This is a genomic window from Streptosporangium sp. NPDC002524, from assembly GCF_040295985.1.
In the GTDB taxonomy this organism is placed as follows: domain Bacteria; phylum Actinomycetota; class Actinomycetes; order Streptosporangiales; family Streptosporangiaceae; genus Streptosporangium.
Window position 1 is genome coordinate 181,955 of record NZ_JBEOWK010000018.1, and the last position, 24,096, is coordinate 206,050.

The window sequence follows — 24,096 nt, forward strand, 5'->3', positions numbered from 1 at the left end:
CGTCCCCCCGGACGTCCGCCTCGGCCGGCGCGCGTCCCCCGCCCGTCCGGGCCGGGTGCCCCGGCCGCGCGTTCCGGCGAGGGTCAGCCGCCCGCGTGGCCGGGCTTGCCGAGCTTCCTCGGGCTCGTCAGGAAGCCCCAGCCCCACGACATGTGCATAGTGACGTAGACCAGCGGCAGCCGGAGGAGCGCCGGGGCGGGCAGGCCGCTGCCGGTGACCGCGGAACCGGCCAGGATCGCCGCCAGGTAGCCGCCGGGGATCAGCAGCCCCGGCCAGAAGAACGGGGAGACCACCAGGCCCGCGAGGATGGCCAGCACGGCCAGGGGCGGCGCCAGGTAGCGCAGGTTGATCGTGCCCTCGTGGGTGCGGGCGACCACCCTGCGCCAACGGCCGTAGTGGAAGTACTGCTTGGCGAGCGCCCTGAGGTCGGGCCTCGGCCGGTAGGAGACGCGCATCCGGGGCTGGAACCAGACCAGGCCGCCCGTCTCGCGGATGCGGTGGTTCATCTCCCAGTCCTGGGCCCGCTGGAAGTGCTCGTCGTAGCCGCCGACCCGCTCCAGCGCGGAGCGGCGGAACACGCCGAGGTAGACCGTGTCGGCGGGGCCCGCGGTGCCCCCGGTGTGGAACCGCGCGCCGCCGACGCCGATCTTGGACGTCATCGCGCGGGCCACCGCCTGCTCGAACGGCGTGACGCCCTCGGCCGCCATGACGCCGCCCACGTTGTCGGCGCCGGTCTCCTCAAGGGTCTCCACCGCGACCTGGAGGTAGTCGTCGGGGAGCATCGCGTGGCCGTCGACCCTGGCGATGATCGCGTTGCCGGACGCCGCGATGGCGGCGTTGAGCGCGTTGGGGGTGCGGCCGGTCGGGTTGGGGACGACGACCACGCGGGGGTCGTCGGCGGCGATCTCGTCGGCGACCTCCTGCGTACGGTCTCGGGAGGGGCCTATCGCGAGCACGACCTCGATCGGTCCCGCGTACCGCTGCGACAGCACCTGACGCACCGCCTCCCGCAGATGGCGCTCCTCGTTCAGCACCGGGATGACGATGGAGATGGGGGGCCAGACACGTGTCTCTGAAGACGACGCCGGCGCGGGCGAGTCGGGGAACTGCTTCATGGCGTCGCTCACGCTACTGTACGAACGGGTACCTCATCGACCCAGCTGGAGCCTAGGGGGCCATGCATGCGCGACCCGGAGGAGGATTCGGGTGTGCACGTAGGCGGCGACGCCTACGGAAGCGTCCGGGTGAACCCGAGGCGTGACCGCAGGTCGGCGAGGGGTGCCCGCACCAGGCGGCGCGGCCTCGTGATCGCCGGCGCGCTCTCGTGCCTGGTCCTGGGCAGCTCCGGGGTGACGTGGGCGCTGACCAACTACGCCACGACGAAGATCGAGGCGGTCGACGCGGGCGTCCCGGGGTCGCGCTCCAGCACCGGCGCCATGAACATCCTGGTGGTGGGCGTCGACAAGCGCGACAACCTCACCCGCAAGCAGCAGAACCAGCTCAAGCTCGGCCGCGAGACCGGCGAGCGCACCGACACCATGATGGTGATCCACGTGTCGGAGGACCACCGCAAGGTCACCGTGGTCAGCCTTCCCCGCGACACCTGGACGACGGTCCCCGGCAAGGGCCTGCACAAGATCAACGCCGCCTACCAGCTCGGCGGGCCGAAGCTCGCGACGCGCACGGTGCAGACCGCCACGGGGCTCACCCTCCACCACTACGTCGAGGTCAACGTGCTGGGCTTCATCGAGGTGGTCGACGCCCTCGGCGGCATCTCGGTGTGCACCCCGGTCCCCATCAACGACCCGAAGACCGCGCTCGACCTGCAGCCGGGCACCTACTCCTTCGACGGCGTCAAGGCCCTCGCCTACGCCCGCACCCGCGCCACCGCCCGCTCCGACCTCGACCGCATCGACCGCCAGCAGCAGGTGATCTCCGCGCTGCTGAACCAGGCGCTCAGCGGCGAGACGCTGACCAACCCGATCAGGCTCGCCTCGTTCGTCGACACCACGCTCGACACGATCCGGGTCGACGACGCGCTCCGCGGTGACCTGCTCGGCCTGGCCGACCAGCTCAAGGACGTCTCCACCGACGACGTGGCCTTCGCGACGGTCCCGCTCGCGGACGTCGACTACAAGACGCCGACCGGCGAGTCCGCGGTGCTCTGGGACAAGGAGGCGGCCAGGGAGCTGTTCCGCAGGATCGCCGCCGACGAGACGCTGGTCAAGCCCGCGAAGTCCGCCAAGCCCGGCAAGGCGACGCCCACCCCCGCGGCCTCCCCCACGGCCCCCGCGCTCACCGTCGCGCCCTCGCGGATCGCCCTCAGCGTGCTCAACGGCACCACGATCACCGGTCTGGGCGCGCAGACCAGGGCCGACCTGCAGAGAGTCGGCTTCCAGGTGCCGGAGGTCCCGGGTAACACCCCGCAGAAGGACTTCGAGAAGACCGTCATCCGCTACGGCCCCGCCCGCGAGGACTCGGCGCGCACCGTCGCCGCCGCGCTGCCCGGGGCGGAGCTGCGCCCGCAGGAGAGCCTCGGCGACAGGATCGAGGTGGTCGTCGGCCGGAAACACGCCCCGGCGAAGAAGGTCACCGTGAAGGAGACGGCCGCCTCGCCCACTCCGAGCGCCACACCCGCCGCGACTCCGACAGCAAGGACGGCAACGGACAACATCTGCAAAAAGTGAGCCATGTGCATAACAACCTTCTGTCAGGGCAGCTAAAAAGGCACGGAGGTGATGAGCGTGATCTCGACATTCGATGTTCAGACATGGCGCAGCGGCACCTGTGCGGTCGTCCAGGCGACGGGCGAGCTCGACATGGCGGTGGCCCCCCGGTTGCGCGCGGAGATCGACAACGTCCTGCAGGACGTGGGAACCCCGAACCTGGTGATGGACCTGACAGGGGTGCCGTTCTGCGACTCGGTGGGGCTGGGGGTGCTCGTGGGCACGCTCACCCGCCTCAAGGAGGCCCACGGCCGCCTCATGCTGGTGGTGAGCCCCGGCATGATCACCCACCTGCTGACGATCACCAATCTCGACCGGCACTTCGAGACGCGCGACAACCTGCGCGAGGCGCTCGACGCCATGGCCCCCAGCCACTCCCCGGGCTGACCCCTCCCAGGTCAGACCGGCTTTTCCGGCCTGCTCACGTCCCTCGCCCGTCACTCGGGAACCGGCTTTCCCACCCGTCGGCGGCCCCGCGCGGGCGAGGCTACAAAGCTGTTTCCTCGAATAGCTGGAACATATGCGGGTTGGCATCTACACTTCGCTTCGAAGCTATACGATCACGGAAAGCGATGATTCGCACCGTTAGGGAGTATCGTGGCTTCAGATGGTCCACCCCCTCCGCGCCCGCACGACGCGACCGAGGAGGCGACGATCTGAGGCCGGGCGTCCGAGCGACACCCCCTGGCCGGATACGTACATTCACGTGAGCCTGCAGGGAAGTGGGCGATGAACGCACTTCAACTCACGAGCGAGCACGCGAACGGCTTCGTGGTCATCACGGTGGCCGGCGAGCTCGACCTCGCCACCAGGCCGGACCTGTCGGCCTTCACCCAGGACGTCGTCGACGTCCGCCCCGGGACGGTCATCATCGACCTGGCCGGCGTCACCTTCATCGACGCCTGCGGCCTGAGCGCGCTGATCGCCGTCAAACGGTACGCCCGCGAGCACGACACACCCCTGCTCCTGGCCGGAGCCCCGCCGGTGGTCCTGAAGCTCCTGAAACTGACCAACCTCGACGCGTCCTTCACCGTGATCTCCCGCACCGGGGCGATGAGCCCTCCACCGGGCTGTTCCGAGGCCGCCTCGCACGTCCGGGCGTCCGCTCCCCTCGCCGACAGATAGCCCCGGGTCTCGGCCTCGCAGAGCGCGAGCGGTGCGGCCGGATGTGGCTCCCCGTCGTGAAAATGACACTTTTCTGTCATGCCGGATGAGGGAAAGGTGAAAGAGGGGCATGACCACCAGGGGAGGCGAGCTTTGACGAGGGCCGTGAAAACGACCGACACCACGAAGCTCGCAATGGAAGGCAGCAGGCGGCTCACGTTCGACGGCAGGCGCCTCACGTACGAGGAACGGGGCAAACCCGAGGGGATCCCGATCTTCATGTTGCACGGCACGCCGGGCAGCCGGGTCGGCCCGCGCCCCCGCGGGGCCGTCCTGTACCGGCTGGGCGTCCGCCTGATCACCTTCGACCGGCCGGGCTACGGCGGCTCCACCCGGCTGCAGGGGCGCTCGGTCGGCTCCGTGGCGGGCGACGTCGAGAGGATCGCCGACCACCTCGGGATCGAACGGTTCGCCGTGATAGGCCGGTCCGGAGGCGGGCCGCACGCGCTGGCCTGCGCCGCCCTCCTGCCGCACCGCGTCACCCGCGTCGCGGCCCTGGTGAGCCTCGCACCGCCCGGCGCGGAGGGGCTGGACTGGTTCGGCGGCATGACGCGGTCGAACATCGTGGAGTACATGGCGGCCCTCGCGGGCCTCAACCACCTGACCGAGATCCTGACGCCGGCCGCGCACGCCATCCGCAGCGACCCGGCCCACCTCATCAGCGGCCTGTACGACGAGCTGCCCGAGGCCGACCGCCGGGTGGTGGCCAACCCCGGCATCCGGGCGATGCTGCTGGAGAACTACGCCGAGGCCCTGCGCGACACCGCCGCCGGGTGGATCGACGACGCGATCGCCTTCTGCTCCCCGTGGGGTTTCGACCCGGCCGACATCACCGCCCCGACCCTGGTCTGGCACGGCGAGAAGGACAGGTTCTCCCCTGCCGACCACTCGCGCTGGCTGGCCTCGCGCATCCCCACGGCCCGGATGACCGTGCATCCCGAGGCCGCGCACTTCGGCGCCCTGAACGTGCTGCCCGACATGCTCCCCTGGCTGGCCAACCAGGAGCGGATCATCTGATCACCAGGGCTGCGGTTCGAGGTCGCGGTTCACCCGGCGCCACGCCGCGAGGTCCGCGATGTAGGGATGGTCGTCGCCCAGCACGCGCCGCATCGCGTTCAGCACCCGCTCGCGGATCTGCTTGGCCTCGGCCGTACGGCCCCCGGTGTTCAGCGTCACCGCCAGGTTCGCCTCGCAGACGAGGACGTCCGGATGCTCCGCGTGCAGGACGGCGCGCAGGCTTTCGAGGGTCTGCCGCTCCAGCGCCTCGGCCGCGGGCAGGTCGCCGAGCTCCGCCAGGCAGCCGGCCGTGTTGACGGCGCAGGTCAGGGTCGAGGGATGGACGGGACCCATCCTCGCGGAGAAGGCGATGAGCGTCCGCTCCGCGAGATCCTTCGCCTCCTGGAAGGCGCCGAGCTCCCGCAGGTAGATCGCCACGTTGTTGGCGGCCGTCAGGGTGTACGGGTGGTCCTCCCCGTGCACGCGCGAGAAGTGCCTCATGGTGTCGGCGGCGATCTCGTGGGCGCGGTCCACCTCCTGGGTGACGGCTAGGCAGGAGGCGAGTTCCAGGCTCGACACGAGGGTGTCGGTCATGGTCGCGCCGTACCGCGCCACGTACCGGGCGAAGGTCTCCTCCGCCTGCCGGCGCGCCTCGGACTCCCGCCCGGCCCTGCGCAGGGCGGTGGCGAGCCCGTTGGCGGTGCGGAGGGTGTCGGGCCAGTCGTCCCCCAGCACCTGGCGGTACTGGTCCAGGGTGACTCTCATCATCTCCAGGCAGTCGCGGAAGTTGCCGAGCTCGCGCAGGTCGCGGGCGAGGCTGGCGGCCGAGTAGAGGGTGTAGGGATGAGTGTCGCCGAGCACCACCTTGCGGCGGTCCGTCGTCTCCTGGTCGAGGTCGCGCGCCCGCGAGAAGTGACCGGCCAGCCTGAGGCTGGCCCCCAGGTTGTGGGCCGCCATCAGGGTGCGGCGGTGGTCGACGCCGAAGAGCTCCTTGAGCCGGTCATAGGTCTCGCCGTCCATCTCCAGCGCCTGCCGGAACTCCCCCAGCGCCCGGAGGTCGGCCGCGAGCCCGCCGGCCGTCATCAGCGTGTACACGTGGTAGTCGCCGAGCTCGCGGCGCTGGTGGGTAAGGACCTCGGTGTCGACGGTGTGCGCCTCGCCGTAGCGCCCCTGGGAGCGCAGCGTGTTGGCCATGTGGAAACGGAGGTGCACGGTCTGCCTGTCCCCCTTGCCGAGCTTCTCGTTCCACTGCTCCTCCAGCTGCGTGCCGAGCCGCAGGCTCGCGTCGAGCTCGCCGCGCTTCCACAGGTAGCGGACGCGGTCGATCAGCAGCCGCCGGGTCTCCTCCTCGTCGCAGGCGGCGGCGGAGGAGGGCACGAGGTGCGGCCAGACCTCCTCGTAGCGGGGCCAGTTCTCCGGGTCGTCGGTGTCGCCGACCCTGGGCCGGGCCGCCACCAGGACCCGGTGCACGTCGTGGACGGTGTCCTCCAGCTCGGCCGGGGTGAGCCGGCTGCGGACCACCGCCTGGATGAGCCGGTGGACCTGGATGGAGTTGTCCGCCTGGTCGACCTTGGCCAGCGCGTAGCGGCCGAGCTGCAGGATGACGGGGCCGAGCATGAGCTTCTCGCGGACCGCGTCGTCGAACGGCGCCAGGCAGGTGACCATGGCGTCGCAGTACAGCATGTCGAGGGAGATCGGCTCGGGCGCGAAGAACGCGAGCAGTTCGAGCAGCCGGACCGAGGCGGGCGACCGCTCCCTGAGCCGGTCGAACGACAGGTTCCAGGTCGCCATGACCGGGACGGGGTAGTCGCTCCGCGGCTCCGGGAGGGCGAGCACCTCGGTCAGCCGCTCCTCCAGCTGCTCGACGTACTGTCCCGCGGGCATGCCCGTCTGCTCCAGCCAGGCGCCGGCCTGCTCGATGGCGAGCGGGAGGTCCCCGAGTGCCCGCGCGACCCTGTCCGCGTCCTCGGAGGCGAGCCCCGGCGCCCGGCGCAGCAGGTGCTCGACGCTCTCCTCGCGGGTGAAGACGTCGACCTCCAGCGGCTCCGCGATGCGCGACCAGTCCGTGTTGCGGGAGGTGATGAGGACGTGTCCCGAGCCGCTGGGGAGGAAGCGTTCGAGATCCTTGGGGTTGTCGGCGTTGTCGAAGATCAGGAGCCAGTTCTCGTAGGGATCCCCCTGGCGCAGCGCCTCCCGGGCGGCCTGCGCCGCCTCGGCGACGTTGTCGCCGACGCGCAGCCTCAGGAGCGGCGCGAGCTCGGCCATCACCGGGTTGATCTGGTCGAGGTGCTCGGCCGGGATCCACCAGACGACGTCGTAGTCGGCCATGAAGCGGTGGGCGTACTCCAGCGCCACCTGGGTCTTGCCGACGCCGCCGAGGCCGTACACGGCCTGGGGCAGGACGACCGTCCTGCTGCTCCCGACGATCTGGTCCCTGAGCCGTTCCAGGACGGCGTTGCGCCCGGTGAACGTCGCGTTCCTGGTGGGCAGGTTCCAGACCGGGGGGCGCGTGCCGGGGAAGCGCGGGCTGGCCGGCGGCCCCGGGTCCTCCGAACCCTCGACGGGCTGGGGCGGCCTGCCCACCACGCGGAGCAGGGCCTCCGTGGCCTGGGGTTCGTCGAGCCGCATCAGGTCGACGCTGCTCCGCTCGCTGAAGGGCGGGACGAGCCGTATGTCGGTCACCCGGACCGGGATCAGCCAGTCACGGACCGTCGGGTCGATCCCCTTGGGGGTCTCGGCGACGGCCTGCGCCTCCTTCGAGCGGAGGTAGGGGGCGGAGAGCACCGCGACGACGCGGGAGGCGTAGGGGGCCGCCTCCCGTCCCTGGGCCTCGTCGGACGGCGAGAGGCCGCCCTGGCGCACCCGGAAGCCCGCCCTGGTGAGCGTGACCTCGATCCACTCGGCCCACAGGCGGTCCTCCGGGACGTAGCTGAGCGTGATGACCGTCGGAACGTTGCGCGCCTTCCCGCGCAGGAACCGGTCCCTGACGTGCAGCCGGAGCTCCTCGTCCATGGGGGGCAGGGACCGGACCTCCCCCTTGGTGATCACCTCGGCGAGGCGCTCGAAGGCCGCCAGGAGGGAGGTGGGCGACCCGGGGGCGTCACCGAACGCCGCCAGCGTCTCCTCGAACCCGTAGAAGGGCTTGTAGGGGATCTCCACCCCTCCCCAGTAGGAGCGCAGTTCCTCGACGTCCATGAGGGCGGGGAACCGGTCGAACTGGCTGCGGGCGAACGATCGCCCGGCCTCCAGCCTCTCCTTCTCGCTCTCGTCGATCCGCATCGGCACCGGCAGGATCCGGATGCCCCGCTCGTGGTAGCGCTCGTCGATGTGGCGGGCGATCGCCGAGGCGCCCTCGATCCCCTGGTTGCTGAGGGTGAAACAGACCACGAGGGTGTTGGGGAAGTGCACCGTGCAGATGTCGGCCATGTCGTTGAGGCCGGTCCTGCTGTCGATGAGGATGTAGTCGTAGTTGCGCCTCATGTCGGCGCGCATCGCGTCGAGGAACGTGCCGCCCTTGAGCTCGTCGTAGAAGTCGTCCCAGTCGAACGTCGACACCAGGGAGGCGTAGTCACGGTTCTGGCGGCCGGCGGAGAGGAAGTCGAGGCCGCCCTTCTCCGGGAACCCCTCCCAGTCCAGCGAGACCGCGTGCCGCAGCACCTTCGCGTAGTCGAGATGCCAGGGGCCCTGCCGGGGCTGCTGGCTCCTGGCCGCGAGGGCGTACTCGTTGGTCATCTCGATCACGCCCGGCGTCGCGCCGATCGTCACCTCGTCGAGGAAGGGCCGGAAGAACTTGTGCAGCCCCGGGGACTCCAGGTCCCAGTCGACGACCAGCACCCGCTTGCCGTTCGCGGCGAGGATCCAGGCGGTGTTGGCGAGGGCCATGGTGCGCCCGGTGCCGCCCTTGTACGAGTAGAAGGTGACGATGTGACCCTCGGGGGCGTCATTCATGGCGTTCCTCCGCGTCATTGGCGTCATTGGCGTCGGGCGAGGACTGGGGACCCCGCAGGCGCGGGCGCTCGATCGAGGGCTGTCCCTCGGGAGGGTGCGCCGGGGCGTGCCGCAGGTACTGCGCGGCGGTCGAACGCGCCGTCTCGGCCATCGCCCGGTTGAACTCGCCGAGCGAGGAGACGACGGTGACCGCGGACTGCGTGACGCGTCCCGTGGCCATCTTTCTCTGCAGGCTCCCTTCCAGGAGCCCTCTCAGCCGCGCCTCCGCCTGGGCGGTCTCGGGGTCGGCGCGGTTCATCACCAGTATCACCGCGACCCACTGCTCGCTGGACTCGTCCAGCCGGCGCAGCGACCGCAGCAGTTTCGCCGAGTCCGCGGCCCAGATGTCGAGCAGCACGACGCACGGGCACTGCTGCGCGTCGTTCGCCGTGCCGGGCGACTCCGCGAGCCGGCCGGGCTCGGGGAGGTATCCGAGCCGGTTGAGGATGCTCTGGGCGTGCTCGACCAGCGGTATCTCGAGCGCGGGCCCGTAGGGGTTCCACTGCGGCGGGGCCGCCGGCTGGAGAGCGTGCTCCCGCCCTCCCGGTGGGCCGGGTGGGGCGGGGGGATCGGGGGACACGACGGTGACACGGATGCGCCGGCCGTTGGGGCGATGGGTGCGGTAATGCCCGAAGGCGCTCTCCACGGAGTGGTAGTCGAGCGGTTCCGTCAGCACCAGCTTGGCGTTTTTCCCCGCGTCGACGATCCGCCGCGCCAGTTGGTACACCGCCAGCTGATAGGCGGAGTGAAAACGCCGGAGCTTCATGATTCCGTAGAAGCCGTGTTCTTCGTATTTGGAGGTGGGATCCGAATTCCCCACCTGGATGTCCCGGCTCACCTCGGGAAGATCCTCCATCGCGAACGGCACCCAGATCGCGGGGACGATCGCCTCGATCTTGCCGAGGCCGAGTTCCTCGTGCAGCGCGACCCGCCGCGAGAAAGCGGCCCACTCCCTGCCGCACTGCTCACTTTCGAAATAGCGCCGGGAGTACAGCGGAACGAAGACCCTGCAGGTCGCGATGGCCCGGGCCAGCATGTCGGGCCAGACACTCCCCGCGCGCAGATGCCGATCTATGAAACCCGGGCTGGCGCCGTGCCGCAGGTCGCTCAATTGCATGACGTCCTTGCACAGATCGTCGAACAGCTTCTTCACCCACTGATCGGGGTCACTGGGATCGCTTAAGTCATGCTTCGGCGTGTGCGCGTAACTGAGAAAGAAGTAGGGACCGGCTCGTGGATCGTCCAGCACGAGCAGTCACACCTCCCGGTGAGCACTTGAGGCCTTGAGTATAAGGTGACGCGCCGAGGTGGCAAATATCATCACATTGCGGAGAGTACACATCAGACTTTATCTGCGTACCCCTGTTCAAAAAAAGCGGTCGAAACAACGGCGGCGCCTCAGCGGCGGGTGCTGCGGGTGCGAGTACCGAAACGTGAACGACCGGCCGGACAGGACAAAAAGGTTCCGCCTGGACATTACTGGACAATTTGCACATCACTCCGCGCCCACTCCCGGGTCATCCCCGAAACAGCGCACCTCGCGCCCAGTCCCGGATCGTCCTCGAAGTGGCGCACCCCGGGCCCGCCGCCTGGTCGTCTCCGAAACAGCGCCCTTCGCGTCCGCTCCGGGGTCGTCTTCGAAACGGCGCGCTCCGGCGCGCTGCCGGGTCATCCCCGGAGCGGCGCGCTCCGGGCCCAGGTCTCCCGGTGGGCCTCGGCCCTGCGCCGGGCCTCGTCCTCCGCGCCGGGAGAGACGGGCTCGTCGAGCCAGCGGCCGACGCTCGCGGTCATCGCGTCCGCGAACTTCCTGCCCGTCTCGGTGAGCGCGCCGGAGTCGTTCAGCGTCTTCAGCGCCTGCGCCGTCTGGCTCCGCCAGTGGGCGAACTGGATCGCGGCCTTCCTCGCCGCCGCCCCCTCGTCGAGGACGCGCCGCACCCGCCAGAAGTCCGCGACGGCGACATGGGCGTACGTGCCCTGCAGCAACCCCTCCAGCGGCCGGGGGTCGTCGCGCCAGGGGGCGTAGTAGAAGGAGGTGTCCGCGGCGTCGTACAGGTCGAGCATGTCCAGCACCGCGCCCAGCTTGACGTGCTGGAACTCGTGGATCAGCAGGAGCGCCAGGGTCACGGCGTCGGAGGGCGCCGCCACCGCGACGGCGCCGAAGGCCTGGCGCGCGGCGGAGCTGATCTGCCTTCCGTCGTCGCGGGGCACCAGCGGGATGATCGTGGTCAGCCCGGCGGCCAGGGCCGGGGCGTAGGCGGGGTGATCGCGGACGATCAGCGTCCAGGCGTCGCGGAGCAGCCCGCTCCACCGCTCCAGCTCGGCCTCGCCCAGCCGGTCGGCGACGGGCCACTCGTGGCAGTCACGGTAGGGGTCGACGTCGTCCAGGGCGACGGACAGGTCGCCGAGGACCAGCCTGCGCACCGGCGACCAGCCGGGGACCGGCCGGACCCGCTCCGCCGCGCCGAGGTCCACCCGCCGGACGCGCCCGCCCGCGTCGGCGGCGAACCAGCCGTCTCCCGTCGTGACGGTCACCGTGTCCACGGGGCCGACGTCCAGCCTGCCCAGGCCGGGCAGGTGGAGCGCGCCGTCGCGGACCGGCACCCGGAGGGACGTCTCGATCCCGGCGCGCAGGGCCGCGGTCACCGCGATCGCGGAGAGATGGGCGTCGTCGGCGTCGCCGGTCAGGCACAGGACGGCCCAGACCCGCACGTAGGGATGGGCCAGGACGGCGTTGAGCGCGTCTGGGGACTCCTGGTCGACGAGCGTGAGCAGCCGCCACGCCTCCGGCGAGGTGGCGACGGCGCCGACCCTGCCGAGAAGGGCGCGGCGCAGGCTTCGCTGGACCCCCTCCAGCGCGACGATCGCGCCGCCCTCCCCGTAGCCGGCGGCCAGCGCGGCGATGTCCGCGGCGCGGAACGCGTGAGGGGCGAGGCCGCTGACCGCCTCGTCGACGTGCGTTATCAGGCGCAGCAGGTCCGCGCAGTAGACGCTGGGATTGTCGAAGGCCGATCCCGTGCGGTAGCGGTGGGTGTAGAGGCCCCCGCCGCAGGTCTCGACCACCGGGCAGGCCCGGCACTGGGCGGACAGGCCGGCCGTCCCGGACCGCCGGTCACCGAAACCCGGGTGGCGGGCCACCTCGTCCAGGCAGTGGTCGCGGACGCCCATCCCGGTGGCCGGGGCGCCGTCGTAGGCCGTCTTCAGGGAGTCGACCTGCTCGTACGAGCCGTCGGTCTCGATGACGACCAGATCGCTCGGCTGCGGGCCGAGCGACTCGGTGAGGCTGCTCCTGTTGTCGCGGATCCGGAGGACGGAGTCGAAGGTCCGGACGGACACGGGCCTTCCGTCGGTCATCCACCGGTCGAAGATCTTGATCAGCCAGTCGCCGTAGGCCCCCAGCCCCGGCGGAGGCCGGTCCCACGTCGCGTGGGGAAGCAGGAAGTCGATGTGCGGCGGGTCGAGCTCGGCGAGCGCCTCGTAGACCGCCACGGGGTCGTTCGCGACGTCGACCGTGCACAGCAGCCCGGCGTACAGCTCGGGGTGGCGGCGGAGCAGCTCGACGGCGCGGATCACCTTGTCGTAACTGCTCCGGCCGTTGGCGTATCTCCGGTGCCGGTCGTTGGCGACGCGGTCACCGTCGAGGGAGACGCCCACCTTGATGCCGTGCTCGGCGAAGAGGGCGCAGAACTCCTCGTCCAGCAGGACACCGTTCGTGTGGACGCGCAGGTCCATCGCGCAGACGCCGTCGAGCGCCCCCCGGAGCTCGTCGGCGACCCTGGCCAGCCTCTCGCGTCCCGCCAGCAGCGGCTCGCCGCCGTGCAGGACCACGTGGACCTCGGGGAGCCCGTGACGCCCCGCGTGCTCGGCGATCCTCCTCGCCGACCACGCGATCGTCTCGTCGGACATCACGACGGGACGGCCACGCCAGCTCTGGTCCGCGTGCTCGTAGACATAACAGTGATCGCACGCGAGATCGCACCTGCTCGCGACCTTGAGCACGAACTGGCGGAACGGGGCGGCGGATGGTTTCAAGGCTTCTGGTCGTTCGGGCGGTGGATCAGATGGCTGAATTGAAAGCGGCGGTGGCGAGGCGCCGCTCCAGCGGCTCGGGAACAACGCGTCGCAGGACATCGCTGCCGACAAAGGAGGCCGCGTGGGAAAGAGGAATGGCCACCGAGTCGGTCACATTGGTCGAGACCAACGACTCGGCGTCCTCGCGGTTGTTTGCACTCACGTCGGCCGCCCAATTGATTTGATTTATGTGAATGGCGAGGAATCGCCAATCGGATTGTCATCACCCAAGGTGACGGAGTGGAGACTCTCCGCACACGCAATCCCGGGGGAAGTATACCCCCGAGAGTAGGTCCCACACGGAGATTGCCGCCGCGCGAAGGTACACATATACCGGATAGGGAAGATGACGGTAACCATGTGGCAGAGATTTTTATTGGAAGGATAGTAGTTATAGGATCGTTTGCCCTGAATATACCTAGATCACAGTCGCGGCAGCCTCTTGTGGTGAAACATATTCATAGGTCATACCTGACGAAACTTAAGCAGAATCACCCGCTTTGCGGTTGAAAGGGAAGTATCTTTAGTTTTGTCCACATCTGTGGAGCGACTCGGCCTCATTCGCCCCCGCCCGCGGTCACCGCGACGCTCCCGGACGCCGGCCGCGGCACCGGCACGGCCGCCCCAGCCCTCGCTCGCGAAAGAATGACAACCGGGCACCACACGGGCCACCGTGCCCCTTCACAACAAAACCAGAAACATGTCGTGCAAAAATCATGAAACGCCGGGCCGGGCAGCCGTTTTGGGTATCTGATTCAAACGATAACAGTCGGCCGGAAGCCGGAGCGGTTTTATCCGTCAATCATGGATAGCAGATCCCGTACGCATTTGCTTGACGGACGGCAAAACCAGATCGAAGATGCATCAAGAAGGGGAAAGGCACGATTCGTGGTCACCGGCTGCGCCAGCGAGACACCGGAGGAGACGTAATCAGGCAGGAAAGGCACCCCCGCATCGTGATCACGGGACATCGCGATCTCACCCCGTCCACGACGAGTCTCGTCGAAACAGCGATAAGACGGTTCCTCACGCCCCACGCCCCCGAGATGGTGGGGGTCTCCTGTCTCGCCGAGGGCGCGGACCAGATCTTCGCCGACGTGGTGCTCGACCTGGGCGGGCTCCTGGAAGTGATCGTCGTCGCCGAACGGCACCACCTCACGCTCGCCCCCGCGCACAGGGCGTCCTACGGACGCCTGCTCGGCCGGGCCGGGGCGGTCAGGCGGCTCCCGTTCTCCTTTCCCTCGCCCGAGATCTACGCGGAAGCGAACAGGGAACTGCTGGAAGGGGCGGATCTGATGGTGGCCGTATGGGACGGTCGTCCGGAAAACGGGGTCGGGGGGACGGCGGAGGTCGTACGGGAGGCGCGGAACCGGAGGATCGAGGTGCGGGTGCTGTGGCCGGTCGGCGCGACGCGGGCGAGCGCGGGGGTCTCCCGTGACAACCAACCCATTCCCTGAGATGAAGGCGATCCCGGAGTCCCAGCTGCCGGCGCTCTACCGCGCGGCCGACAGGGGCGCCGTGGTCGGGCAGCGGAGGCTGATGAGGGCCACCGTCCTGCGCCTGGGCTCGCTGGTCGCGGCGGCCACGTTCGGCTCCTTCAGCCTGGACAGCGGGAGGCTGGACATAGCGGCGGTGCTGTCCGCGACGGCCCTCGCGACGGCGCTGGTGACGGACGTCTACCTCCTCACCATGCGCCCCGACCGCCAGTGGCACGAGGCCAGGACGACCGCGGAGTCCGCCAAGACCCTCGCGTGGCGCTACCTGGTGGGCGGGGAGCCCTTCGGCCTCCACGAGGACGAGGAGAAGACGGACCGGCTGCTGCACCACAGGTACTCCGAGATCACGAACGGCATCCACGAGTTCGCGCCGGTTCCGCCGGACGACGGCGCCGCGCAGGTGACCGAGGTGATGCGCGCCGTCCGGGCCCTGCCCCTGGACGAGCGCAGGCGCCACTACGCGGTCGGCCGCATCTACGACCAGCGGTCGTGGTACACCGCCAAGGCCATCCACCACGACAACCGGGCGGCGCGCTGGTCGGTGGCCCTGGCCGCGATGGAGGCCCTCGGCCTGGTCGGCGCGGTGCTGAACGCGGGACAGGTCATCAACCTGGACCTCCCCGGGATCATCGCCGCCGCCGCGGCCGCGGGGGTCGCGTGGCTGCAGACCAGGCAACACCAGAATCTGGCCGCCTCCTACTCCGTCACCGCCCTGGAGCTCGGGGACATCGCGTCGAGGCTGGACCGGCCCAGCACGGAGCGGGAGTGGGCGCGCTTCGTCGAGGAGACGGAGAAGATCCTCTCCCGCGAGCAGATGCTGTGGTGGGGCTCCCACAACTGACAGGTGCGCCCGGCCACCCCTCACCCGCGCCCTGGAAACGGGAGCCGGAGGGGCGACGCGAACGCCTCAGGTGGCCGTACGCGGACGGGCGCCCCCGGTCAGGCGGACTCTCTGATCACCAGGGTCGGTTCGAAGATCCGTGAGGTCACCGGGTGGTCCGGGTGCTCGATGTGGGTGAGCAGCAGTCGTCCCATCTCGGCGGCCATGTCCTCGACGGGGTGGCGGACGGTGGTGAGCGGCGGGCGGCAGGCCAGTGCCGCGCTGCTGTCGTCGAAACCCACCATGGCCACGTCGCCGGGCACGCTACGCCCGTGCTGGCGCAGCACCAGCAGGGCGCCCTGGGCCATCAGGTCGTTGGCCGCGAAGACGCCGTCGATGTCGGGATGCTCGGCGAGCAGCCGTTCCATCGCCACCTCGCCGCTGTGGAGGGTGAAGTTGCCCTCGGCGCAGGGGATGTAGGGATGGCCGTGCACGGCCATCGCCTCCTGGAAGCCCGCCAGGCGGTCCTGGCTGGCCGGTACGTCGAGCGGGCCGGAGATGGTCGCCAGCCTGCGGCAGCCCCGGGCGACGAGATGGTCGGCGGCCAGCTTTCCCCCGGCCCGGTGCCCGACGTCGACGTAGCTGATCGGGATCGGCCTGGCCGGTCTGGCGAAGAGCACCGCGGGCAGCGAGGCGTCGGCGAGCAGCTTGGGCAGCGTGTCCTCGGCGCTGATGGAGACCAGGATGGCCCCGTCGACGTTGCCCCGGCGCAGGTAGGTGATGACCTGGTCGCGGGTCTCCGGGGTGTCGGCGAACATCAGGATCGGGTAGATGCCCAGCGGGCGCAGGAAGCCGACGACCCCTCCGGCCACCCGCCCGAAGAACGGGTCGGCGAAGACGTGGCCGGGGAACGGGCTCTCCTCGCTGCTGCCCGCCCCGGAGACGATCAGGGCGATCGTCCCCGTACGCCGGGTGACCAGGGAGCGCGCCGCCTGGTTGGGGACGTAGCCGGTGAGGGCGATCGCCTGCTTGACCTTCTCCTGGATCGCGAGATCGACATTGCGGATCCCGTTGATCACGCGCGAGACCGTGGCGCGGGAGACTCCTGCCGCCCGCGCCACATCCTCCAAGGTCGGGGGTGCCGACACTCGCGGTAGGCCTTCGCTCATAGGGCTTTTATAGCACAGCGAGAGAGCGCTCTCCCGAGAGGTCTCGCGAGGTCGGCGGCTCCGTGCCGAGGAGCACCGGGGCGCTCAGCGGCAGGTCGGCGGCCGAGCGTCCGGCGAGCACCGTGAAGGCGCCCTCCTCGGCCCGCCAGGCGTGGTGCTCGGCCGACCAGTGCCGGAAGGCCCGTGCCGGGACGTCCACCGTGACCTCGACGACCTCGCCGGGTCCCGCGTCGGCGAGGGCGTATCCGGCCAGCCAGCGCGCGGGACGGGTCACGCCCGTCTCCGGCCGGGACAGGTAGACCTGGACGACCTCGCGACCGGCGCGCTCCCCGGTGTTGCGCAGCCGCACCCGGACGGGCAGCGGGCCGTCCGGGGAGACGTCCCAGGGCACGGAGACGTCCTCGTAGGACCAGGTGGTGTATCCGAGACCGTGCCCGAACCAGTACGCGGGCGGCGCGGGCCGCCGCAGCCAGGCGCGGTACCCGATGTCGAGGCCCTCGGCGTAGGTGAGCGTCCCGTCCTCCGGGACGGTGGAGACGAGCGCCCGGTCGGCCCAGGTCGTGGGCAGCCGGCCACCGGGTTCCGCCCGGCCGAACAGGACGTCGGCGAGGCCGTGCCCCGCCTCCTGCCCGGGGAACCAGCTCAGGAGGACGGCCGCCACCTCCTCGCGCCACGGCAGCAGCATGGGACCGCCGGAGTTGACGACCACGACGGTCGCCGGGTTGGCCGCGGCCACCGCGCGGACCAGCTCGTCCTGGCGTCCGGGCAGCTCCAGGTGCGTACGGTCGGCGCCCTCGTTCTCGATCTCCTCCGTGGAGCCGACCACGACGACGACGACGTCGCAGGTACGGGCGAGCTCGACCGCGGCTGCCAGCTCGACCTCGTCGGCGCGCCGGGGCGGGTCCGCGGCCAGGACCGAGGCGATCCCGCTGCCGGGGTCGAGCCGCCGCCGGGAGACGAGCTCCACGTCCCGGCCCGCCGTCACGGGGAACCGGGCACGCCGGTACGGCGGGGACAGGTGCACGGTGGCGGGGTCGTCGGTGTCGCGCTCCACCTCCTCGTCGACCAGGACGTGGCCGTCCGCCTCCAGCCGGACGTGGCCCCATCCGGCGACGGCCAGCTCCCAGAGCCCGTCCACCTCCGGGCTCAGCAGGGCGCGGATCTCGACGGTCGCGGCGGCGTCGATCCGGGCGGGTTCCAGGATGCGGCCGGTGAGCCGGTGCTCGGCGTGGATCTCCTCCCCCGCGGCGTCCAGCAGCCGGACCAGGACGCCGGGCTCGCCGGTCAGGGGGTCGCGGGCGTTGTCCGTGCCCAGCGGGGTCGGCCGGTCGTCGAGGTGCGGGCCGGGGCCGTGGAGCACCTCCGCCGTACCGGACAGCGCCTCGCGGATGCCGTCGAGGGGGGACACGACGGACTCGGGGTACACGCCCGCGCTGCCGCCTCCCTGGATCCGGGGGGTGGCGGCGTTCGGGCCGAGCACGGCGACCCTGCGCAGGCGCGAGGGGTCCAGGGGGAGCAGCGGGCCCTCGTTGCGCAGCAGGACGGTGCTCGCGGCGACGGCCCGGCGCAGCAGCGTACGGGCGGACGCGCGCCCGTCCCCTTCCCCTTCCTCCGCGTCGCGCTCTCCCGGCTCAAGGCGTTCTCCCCGCTCAGGGTGTCCTTCCCGCGCGATGTGCTCTCCCCCGCCGGGGAGGGCGGGCGAGGGGTCGGTGGCGAGGTCCAGCGCGCCGACCCGGTAGGCCAGCCGGAGCAGGCGCCGGACCTTGTCGTCGATCGCGGCCTCCGGCACCTCGCCCGCGCGTACCGCGGCGACCAGCGCCTCCCCCCAGGTGCCCTCGGGACCCGGCATCGCGAGGTCCTGCGCGGCGCGACCGGCGGGAACGGTGGAGCGGACGCCACCCCAGTCCGACACGACCACCCCGTCGAACCCCCAGGCCCCCTTGAGCGGGTCGGCCAGGAGAGGGCTCTCCGACATCGTGGTCCCGTTCACCCCGTTGTAGGCGGACATGACGACCCAGACACCCGCCTCCACCGCGGCCTCGAACGGCGCCAGGTACAGCTCGCGCAGGGTCCGCTCGTCGACGCGGGCGTCAAGGGTGAGCCGTTCGGTCTCGGAGTCGTTGGCGACGTAGTGCTTGGCGGTGGCCGCCACCCCGCCCGCCTGGATGCCCCGGACGCAGGCGGCGCCGATCCTGCCGGTCAGCAGGGGGTCCTCGGAGTAGCACTCGAAGTGGCGCCCGCCGAGCGGCGAGCGGTGCAGGTTGAGCGTCGGGGCGAGCAGGACGTCCACGCCCTTGCGGCGCGCCTCGTCGGCGAGCAGCCCGCCCAGCAGCTCCACCAGGTCGTCGTCCCAGGTGGCGGCCAGCGCGGTCGCGGAGGGCAGGGTGAGGGAGGTGCTCCGCTCGTCCCAGCCCTCCCCGCGCACGCCGACCGGGCCGTCGGAGGTGACCATGGCCCGCAGCCCGATGCCCGGCTCCGCGTGGGTGGACCACACGGTCGCGCCGGTGAGCAGCCGCACCTTGCGTTCCAGGTCCAGTTTCTCCACCAGCCGGTCGAGCTCGTCGATGCCCACGTGTGTTTCCCTTCGCTGTCGGAGAGCGCTCTCCAGTACGTCACGGCGGGTCCCGCGCTGTCAATGTCCGGGAAATGTCCGGGAGCGGACATGCCCCGTACCGGGAAAAGGCCCCGTGTCGAGAAAAAGGCCCCGTGTAGAGAAAAGGCCGGGAAAAGCACGTGCCCGGCCCCGGCCCTCGGGTGCCGGAGTCCGGGGCACCCGAGGCCGGAGCCGGGCACGTGCGGTCAAGGAGGGTCGGGGAGGGTCAGGGAGGGTCGGGAAAGGTCAGGGGAGCTCGAAGTTCTCCGTGAGGGCGGCGCCGCGGTGCGGCTTGTACAGGTCGTAGCCGCGCGGGTTGCACTGGAGGCCGCCGTTGATGCAGTGGGTCACCAGGGCGTCCAGGATGGCGGGGTTGTCCCAGGCGTTGAAGAAGTCGTAGTGCCAGGTGTAACCGCGCCCGCTGGCCAGCCGCGCCTGCGACAGGTCACCGCTGGCGGGGAAGGCGATCTTGAACTCCAGCATCGGCACCGCCACCGGGTGGCTGGGCGGGCAGTAGCCGCTGACGGGGTAGGACATGTGGGTCTTGTGGTTGGCGCTGTCGAGGTTGACGCCGTCCCAGCAGCTCGGGGCCTGGTAGCGGACGTTCACCTGGCTGCCCGCCACGCAGGAGGTCGGGATGTCCCAGCTCTTGGAGATGTCGCCGCACTCGAAGCCCTCGACGGCGCCCGGGGAGTCGCGGAACTCGGCGAGCGTCGCGGTCGGGCTGCCGACGACGAAGCGCAGGCCCTGCGGGAAGGGCTGCACCTCCCAGTAGTTGAGGATGCCCGACTTGTAGTAGATGACCTGGTTGCCGGTCGGCTCGATCAGCTGGCTGCCCTTGTAGAAGCTCGGGAACCAGTAGGCCGACCTGTCGTGCGGGTTGGTGCACGAGGTGCCGCCGCCGAGGAGCGACGACTGCGTGCTGTGCGCGTTGGTCGTCCTGTTGCCGACGAAGGTGTGCATGTGCGAGGCGCCGGGCAGGCCGGGGTAGATGATCGGGTCGTCGGGCCGGTTCGCCGTCGGGGAGCAGTTGGCCTGGAACTCGTGGTGCGTCACCTCGTCGGTGAACGTCGGCTTCGGCCTCGGGGTGACCGGGGAGCCGCCGGTGCCGTACACCTTGAACTCCCACAGCGAGTAGCCGTAGCCGGTGCCCCGGGCGGTGCCGTACAGCCGCACGTACCGGCCCGAGCCCGAGACGTTGAGGGTCTGGGTGCCGCCGGTGCCGGTGGTGGTCGAGTAGACGTCGGTCCAGGAGGACCCGTTGGCCGAGGTCTGGATCTTGAACGACCTGCCGTACGCGCCCTCCCAGTTGAGGACGACCTGGGAGATCGTCGCGCTGCCGCCCAGGTCGACCTGGAGCCACTGCGGGTCGGCGGCTGCGCTGGCCCAGCGGGTCGCGGTGTTGCCGTCGAAGGCGGCGCCGGCGCCGTAGCCGCCTCCCTCCGAGGAGGAGGCGGTCGCGGGCCGGCTCTGGGAGATCAGGCCGTCCGCCGCGCTGGCCGGGGAGATGATCGCCAGACCGGCCGCGACCAGCGCGGTGATCGTGGCGGCGACCAGTCCCAGGCGGAATCTGACGGGACTTCGGGATGGGCGCATTGCCTCTCCTTCAGTGGGGGGTGGCCGTTGGGAACGGCACAGGGAGAGCGCTCTCCTACGAGGTTGATCCTCCCTGTTGCGAATTGTCAAGACGGCGGCCAACCCAATCTGAAACCCGCCGTTCACGTCACCGACACAGGGGCGCGCCCGTCTTCTCACCGTGAACGCGTCGGCGGACGTGCGAGAAGGTGGGCTTTGAAGGGATATGTCCACTGGGAAGAAGTTTCCGGTGCGTGAGCAGCGCGTTTCGACCTCATGAGAAGTAGGGCCTTGACACCGCTCGATCCCCGGGAGCACCCTCGGTTACGGAGAGCGCTCTCCCCCCTCGCCGTCCCCTGGCGGGCATCCCCCTTTCGAGGAGAGATCGTGTATCCAGCTCGTAGTTCGGGCCGCTTCCGGTTAGGCCTGGTCATCGCCGCCCTGGCGGCACTGGTCCTGTCCGGCCTGGCGTTCACCGGCCCCGCCGCGGCGGCCGACGGCCTGCTGTCGCAGGGCAAGACGGCGACGGCCTCGTCGTCCGAGGGCGCCGGTTACGTCGCGTCGTTCGCCGTCGACGGGAACCTGACCGGCACCCGGTGGGCCAGCGCGTTCAGCGACCCGCAGTGGCTCCAGGTCGACCTCGGCGAGACGGCCACGATCAGCCGGGTGGTGCTGACCTGGGAGTCCGCGTACGGCCGGGCCTTCAAGATCCAGACGTCGGCCAACGGCTCGTCCTGGACCGACGTCTACTCGACCACCACCGGCGCCGGCGGCACCCAGACCCTGGACGTGACCGGTTCGGGCCGGTACGTACGGATGCACGGCACCGCCCGGGGCACCGGCTACGGCTACTCGCTGTGGGAGTTCCAGGTCTACGGCAGCACGGGCGGCCCCCAGGAGCCGGAGGAGCCCGAGGAGCCCGGCGCCTGGACCGATGTGTGGCAGGACGACTTCAACGGCCCGGCCGGCACCTCCCCCTCGGCCGCGAACTGGATCCTGCGCACCGGCACCTCCTACCCCGGCGGCGCCGCGAACTGGGGCACCGGCGAGGTCGAGACCATGAGCGCCTCGACGGCGAACGTCTACCTCGACGGCACCGGCAACCTGAACATCAAGGCGATCAAGGACGGCGCGGGCAACTGGACCTCCGGCCGGATCGAGACCCAGCGCACCGACTTCGCGCCGCAGCCGGGCGAGCTGCTCAGGTTCAGCGCCCGGCTCAAGCAGCCCGACGTCGCGAACGCCCTGGGCTACTGGCCCGGCTTCCGCGCGACCGGCGCCGCCTACCGCGGCAACTACAACAACTGGCCGTCCGTCGGCGAGACCGACATCATGACCGGCGTCAACGGCCGCAACCAGCTGGCCAACACCCTGCACTGCGGCACCGCGCCCGAGGGCGTGTGCAACGAGTACAACGGCCGGACCAGCGGTTTCGCCACCTGTGACGGCTGCCAGACCGGCTACCACGAGTACGCCCAGGTCATCGACCGCACCAAGACCGACGAGGAGATCCGCTTCTACCTCGACGGCAGGCAGACCTGGGTCGTGCGCCAGAGCCAGGTCGGCGTCACCGCGTGGCGGGCGGCCCTGCACCACGGCTTCTACCTCCGCCTCGACCTCGCCATCGGCGGCTCGCTGCCCAACGCGCTCGCGGGCGGCACGACGCCGACCGCCGCCACCACCTCCGGCGGCGTGCTCAGCGTCGACCGGATCTCGGTCGCCCGGCAGGCCGGCACCGTCCCCGCCGCGATGACCGACCCGGCGACCCCGGCCGGGCCGAGCGTCGTCAGGGTGACCGGCACGCAGGGCAACTGGCAGCTCCAGGTGAACGGCGCCCCGTACGTGGTCAAGGGCCTGACCTACGGCCCGCCGCAGGCCGCGGCCGACGGCTACATGCGCGACCTCAAGAACATGGGCGTCAACACGATCCGCACCTGGGGCGTCGACGACACCCACACCCCGACGCTGCTCAACAGGGCGGCCCAGCAGGGCATCAAGGTCGTCGTCGGGCACTGGCTCAACCAGGGCGCCGACTACGTCAACGACACCGCGTACAAGACCAGCGTGAAGAACGAGATCGTCGCCCGTGTCAACGCCCTCAAGAACCATCAGGGCGTGCTCATGTGGGACGTCGGCAACGAGGTCATCCTCACCATGCAGGACCACGGCCTTCCGGCCGACGTGGTCGAGCAGCGGCGGGTGGCGTACGCGAAGTTCGTCAACGAGGTGGCACAGGCGATCCACGCCGCCGACCCCAACCACCCGGTCACCTCCACAGACGCGTACACCCACGCGTGGACCTACTACAAAGCCCACTCCCCCGCCCTCGACCTGCTCGCGGTCAACTCCTACGGCGCCATCCACACCGTCAAGCCGGACTGGATCAGCGGCGGGTACACCAAGCCGTACATCGTCACCGAGGCCGGGCCCGACGGCGAGTGGGAGGTTCCCAACGACGTCAACGGCGTGCCCAACGAGCCGACCGACCTGCAGAAGCGGGACCAGTACACCGCGAGCTGGAACGCGATCAAGGGTCACCCGGGCGTCGCGCTCGGCGCGACCGAGTTCCACTACGGCCTGGAGAACGACTTCGGCGGGGTGTGGCTTAACACCACCACCGGCGGCTGGCGCAGGCACGGCTACCACTCGCTCAAGGCGGCCTACACCGGGCAGCCCTCGGCGAACACCCCTCCGGAGATCACCTCGATGACGGTCGGCTCGCAGACCGCCGTCCAGGCCGGGAAGACCTTCACCGTCGAGGTCGCCGCGACCGACCCGAACAGCGACCTGATCCGCTACAACCTGATGTTCAGCAACAAGCACGTCAACGGCAACCGAGGCTTCGGCAACGTCAGGTTCGTCCAGACCGGCCCCGGCAGGTTCACGGTGACCGCGCCCGAGCAGATGGGCGTGTGGAAGGTGTACGTGTACGCCTTCGACGGGCACGGCAACGCGGGCATCGAGCAGCGGTCCTTCCGCGTCGTCCCGCCGACGGTCGCGGGCACCAACGTGGCGCTCGGCAAGCCGACCACCGCCTCCTCCTACCAGCCGACCGGCGACGGCGGCCCGTTCACCGCGAACCGGGCCACCGACGGCAGCTTCACCTCCCGCTGGGCCAGCGAGTGGGCCGACCCGCAGTGGATCCAGGTGGACCTCGGCGCGACCACCGCGGTCAGGCACGTCCAGCTCGGCTGGGAGGGCGCGTACGGCAGGGCGTACCAGATCCAGACCTCCACCAACGGCTCGACCTGGACCACCGTCCACTCGACCACGACCGGCGACGGCGGGTTCGACTCGGTCGACCTCAACGCGTCGGCCAGGTACGTCCGGGTGAACCTCACCCAGCGCGGCACGGCGTACGGCTACTCGCTGTGGGAGTTCGGCGTCTACAGCTAGGCACGTTTCAGGCACAGCGGCGCGTCCGTGGGCAGGGGACGGGGGTCTCCTGCCCGCGGACACACGGCCCTTCCGAGATACGCGGAGGCAGGCCCTTCGCTGGTAC

The 24,096-nt window shown here is 70.5% G+C and carries 15 protein-coding genes; 7 read left to right on the top strand and 8 right to left on the bottom strand.

Annotated elements, in window-relative coordinates; genetic code table 11:
* Positions 1-83: 83 nt before the first annotated feature.
* Complete coding sequence (locus tag ABT053_RS29190) at positions 84-1,115, bottom strand: glycosyltransferase family 2 protein (RefSeq protein ID WP_350973195.1); 1,032 nt, start codon at positions 1,113-1,115, stop codon at positions 84-86.
* Between the two features lie 93 nt (positions 1,116-1,208).
* Here ABT053_RS29190 and ABT053_RS29195 point away from each other — a divergent pair, with 93 nt between their 5' ends.
* The 4 genes from ABT053_RS29195 (at position 1,209) to ABT053_RS29210 (ending at position 4,907) form a co-directional block, all read left to right on the top strand.
* Entirely contained in the window at positions 1,209-2,687 is a 1,479-nt protein-coding gene (locus ABT053_RS29195) for an LCP family protein (protein ID WP_350973151.1), read from the top strand.
* Positions 2,688-2,744: 57 nt separating this feature from the next.
* Positions 2,745-3,113: an STAS domain-containing protein gene (locus ABT053_RS29200; RefSeq protein ID WP_350973152.1), complete on the top strand. Its 369-nt coding sequence runs from the start codon at positions 2,745-2,747 to the stop codon at positions 3,111-3,113.
* Between the two features lie 342 nt (positions 3,114-3,455).
* A complete protein-coding gene (locus ABT053_RS29205; protein WP_350973155.1) occupies positions 3,456-3,851 on the top strand; it encodes an STAS domain-containing protein in 396 nt (131 codons plus the stop codon).
* Positions 3,852-4,025: 174 nt separating this feature from the next.
* Positions 4,026-4,907, top strand: a complete 882-nt coding sequence (locus tag ABT053_RS29210; RefSeq protein WP_350973156.1) for an alpha/beta fold hydrolase — start codon at positions 4,026-4,028, stop codon at positions 4,905-4,907.
* On the opposite strand, the gene fxsT is transcribed toward ABT053_RS29210, so the two are convergent.
* From fxsT to ABT053_RS29230, 4 genes are all read right to left on the bottom strand, one after another.
* Entirely contained in the window at positions 4,908-8,834 is a 3,927-nt protein-coding gene (gene fxsT, locus ABT053_RS29215; RefSeq protein ID WP_350973158.1) for an FxSxx-COOH system tetratricopeptide repeat protein, read from the bottom strand. It lies immediately after the preceding gene.
* Positions 8,827-10,122, bottom strand: a complete 1,296-nt coding sequence (locus tag ABT053_RS29220) for a TIR-like protein FxsC (RefSeq protein ID WP_350973159.1) — start codon at positions 10,120-10,122, stop codon at positions 8,827-8,829. The genes fxsT and ABT053_RS29220 overlap by 8 nt, the downstream gene beginning before the upstream one ends.
* A gap of 419 nt (positions 10,123-10,541) precedes the next feature.
* Positions 10,542-12,902, bottom strand: coding sequence for an FxsB family cyclophane-forming radical SAM/SPASM peptide maturase (locus ABT053_RS29225; protein WP_350973160.1), 2,361 nt, complete (start codon positions 12,900-12,902; stop codon positions 10,542-10,544).
* Between the two features lie 25 nt (positions 12,903-12,927).
* Entirely contained in the window at positions 12,928-13,104 is a 177-nt protein-coding gene (locus ABT053_RS29230) for a hypothetical protein (RefSeq protein WP_350973161.1), read from the bottom strand.
* A gap of 793 nt (positions 13,105-13,897) precedes the next feature.
* On the opposite strand from ABT053_RS29230, the gene ABT053_RS29235 reads away from it, so the two are divergent.
* A complete protein-coding gene (locus ABT053_RS29235) occupies positions 13,898-14,398 on the top strand; it encodes a hypothetical protein (protein WP_350973163.1) in 501 nt (166 codons plus the stop codon).
* Position 14,399: 1 nt separating this feature from the next.
* Positions 14,400-15,278: a DUF4231 domain-containing protein gene (locus tag ABT053_RS29240; RefSeq protein ID WP_350973165.1), complete on the top strand. Its 879-nt coding sequence runs from the start codon at positions 14,400-14,402 to the stop codon at positions 15,276-15,278.
* 98 nt (positions 15,279-15,376) lie between these two features.
* Here the strand turns inward: ABT053_RS29240 and ABT053_RS29245 are convergent, their stop codons facing one another.
* The 3 genes from ABT053_RS29245 to ABT053_RS29255 form a co-directional block, all read right to left on the bottom strand.
* On the bottom strand, positions 15,377-16,426 hold the full coding sequence (locus tag ABT053_RS29245) for a LacI family DNA-binding transcriptional regulator (protein ID WP_350973166.1): 1,050 nt from the start codon (positions 16,424-16,426) through the stop codon (positions 15,377-15,379).
* Between the two features lie 7 nt (positions 16,427-16,433).
* Positions 16,434-18,998 (bottom strand): glycoside hydrolase family 3 C-terminal domain-containing protein, encoded by a 2,565-nt coding sequence (locus ABT053_RS29250; protein WP_350973167.1) that lies wholly within the window; start codon positions 18,996-18,998, stop codon positions 16,434-16,436.
* A gap of 267 nt (positions 18,999-19,265) precedes the next feature.
* Positions 19,266-20,615, bottom strand: a complete 1,350-nt coding sequence (locus ABT053_RS29255; protein ID WP_350973169.1) for a DUF1996 domain-containing protein — start codon at positions 20,613-20,615, stop codon at positions 19,266-19,268.
* A 366-nt stretch (positions 20,616-20,981) separates the two neighbouring features.
* Between ABT053_RS29255 and ABT053_RS29260 the strand changes: the two genes are divergently transcribed.
* Positions 20,982-23,990 (top strand): galactose-binding domain-containing protein, encoded by a 3,009-nt coding sequence (locus ABT053_RS29260; protein WP_350973170.1) that lies wholly within the window; start codon positions 20,982-20,984, stop codon positions 23,988-23,990.
* Positions 23,991-24,096: the final 106 nt, after the last annotated feature.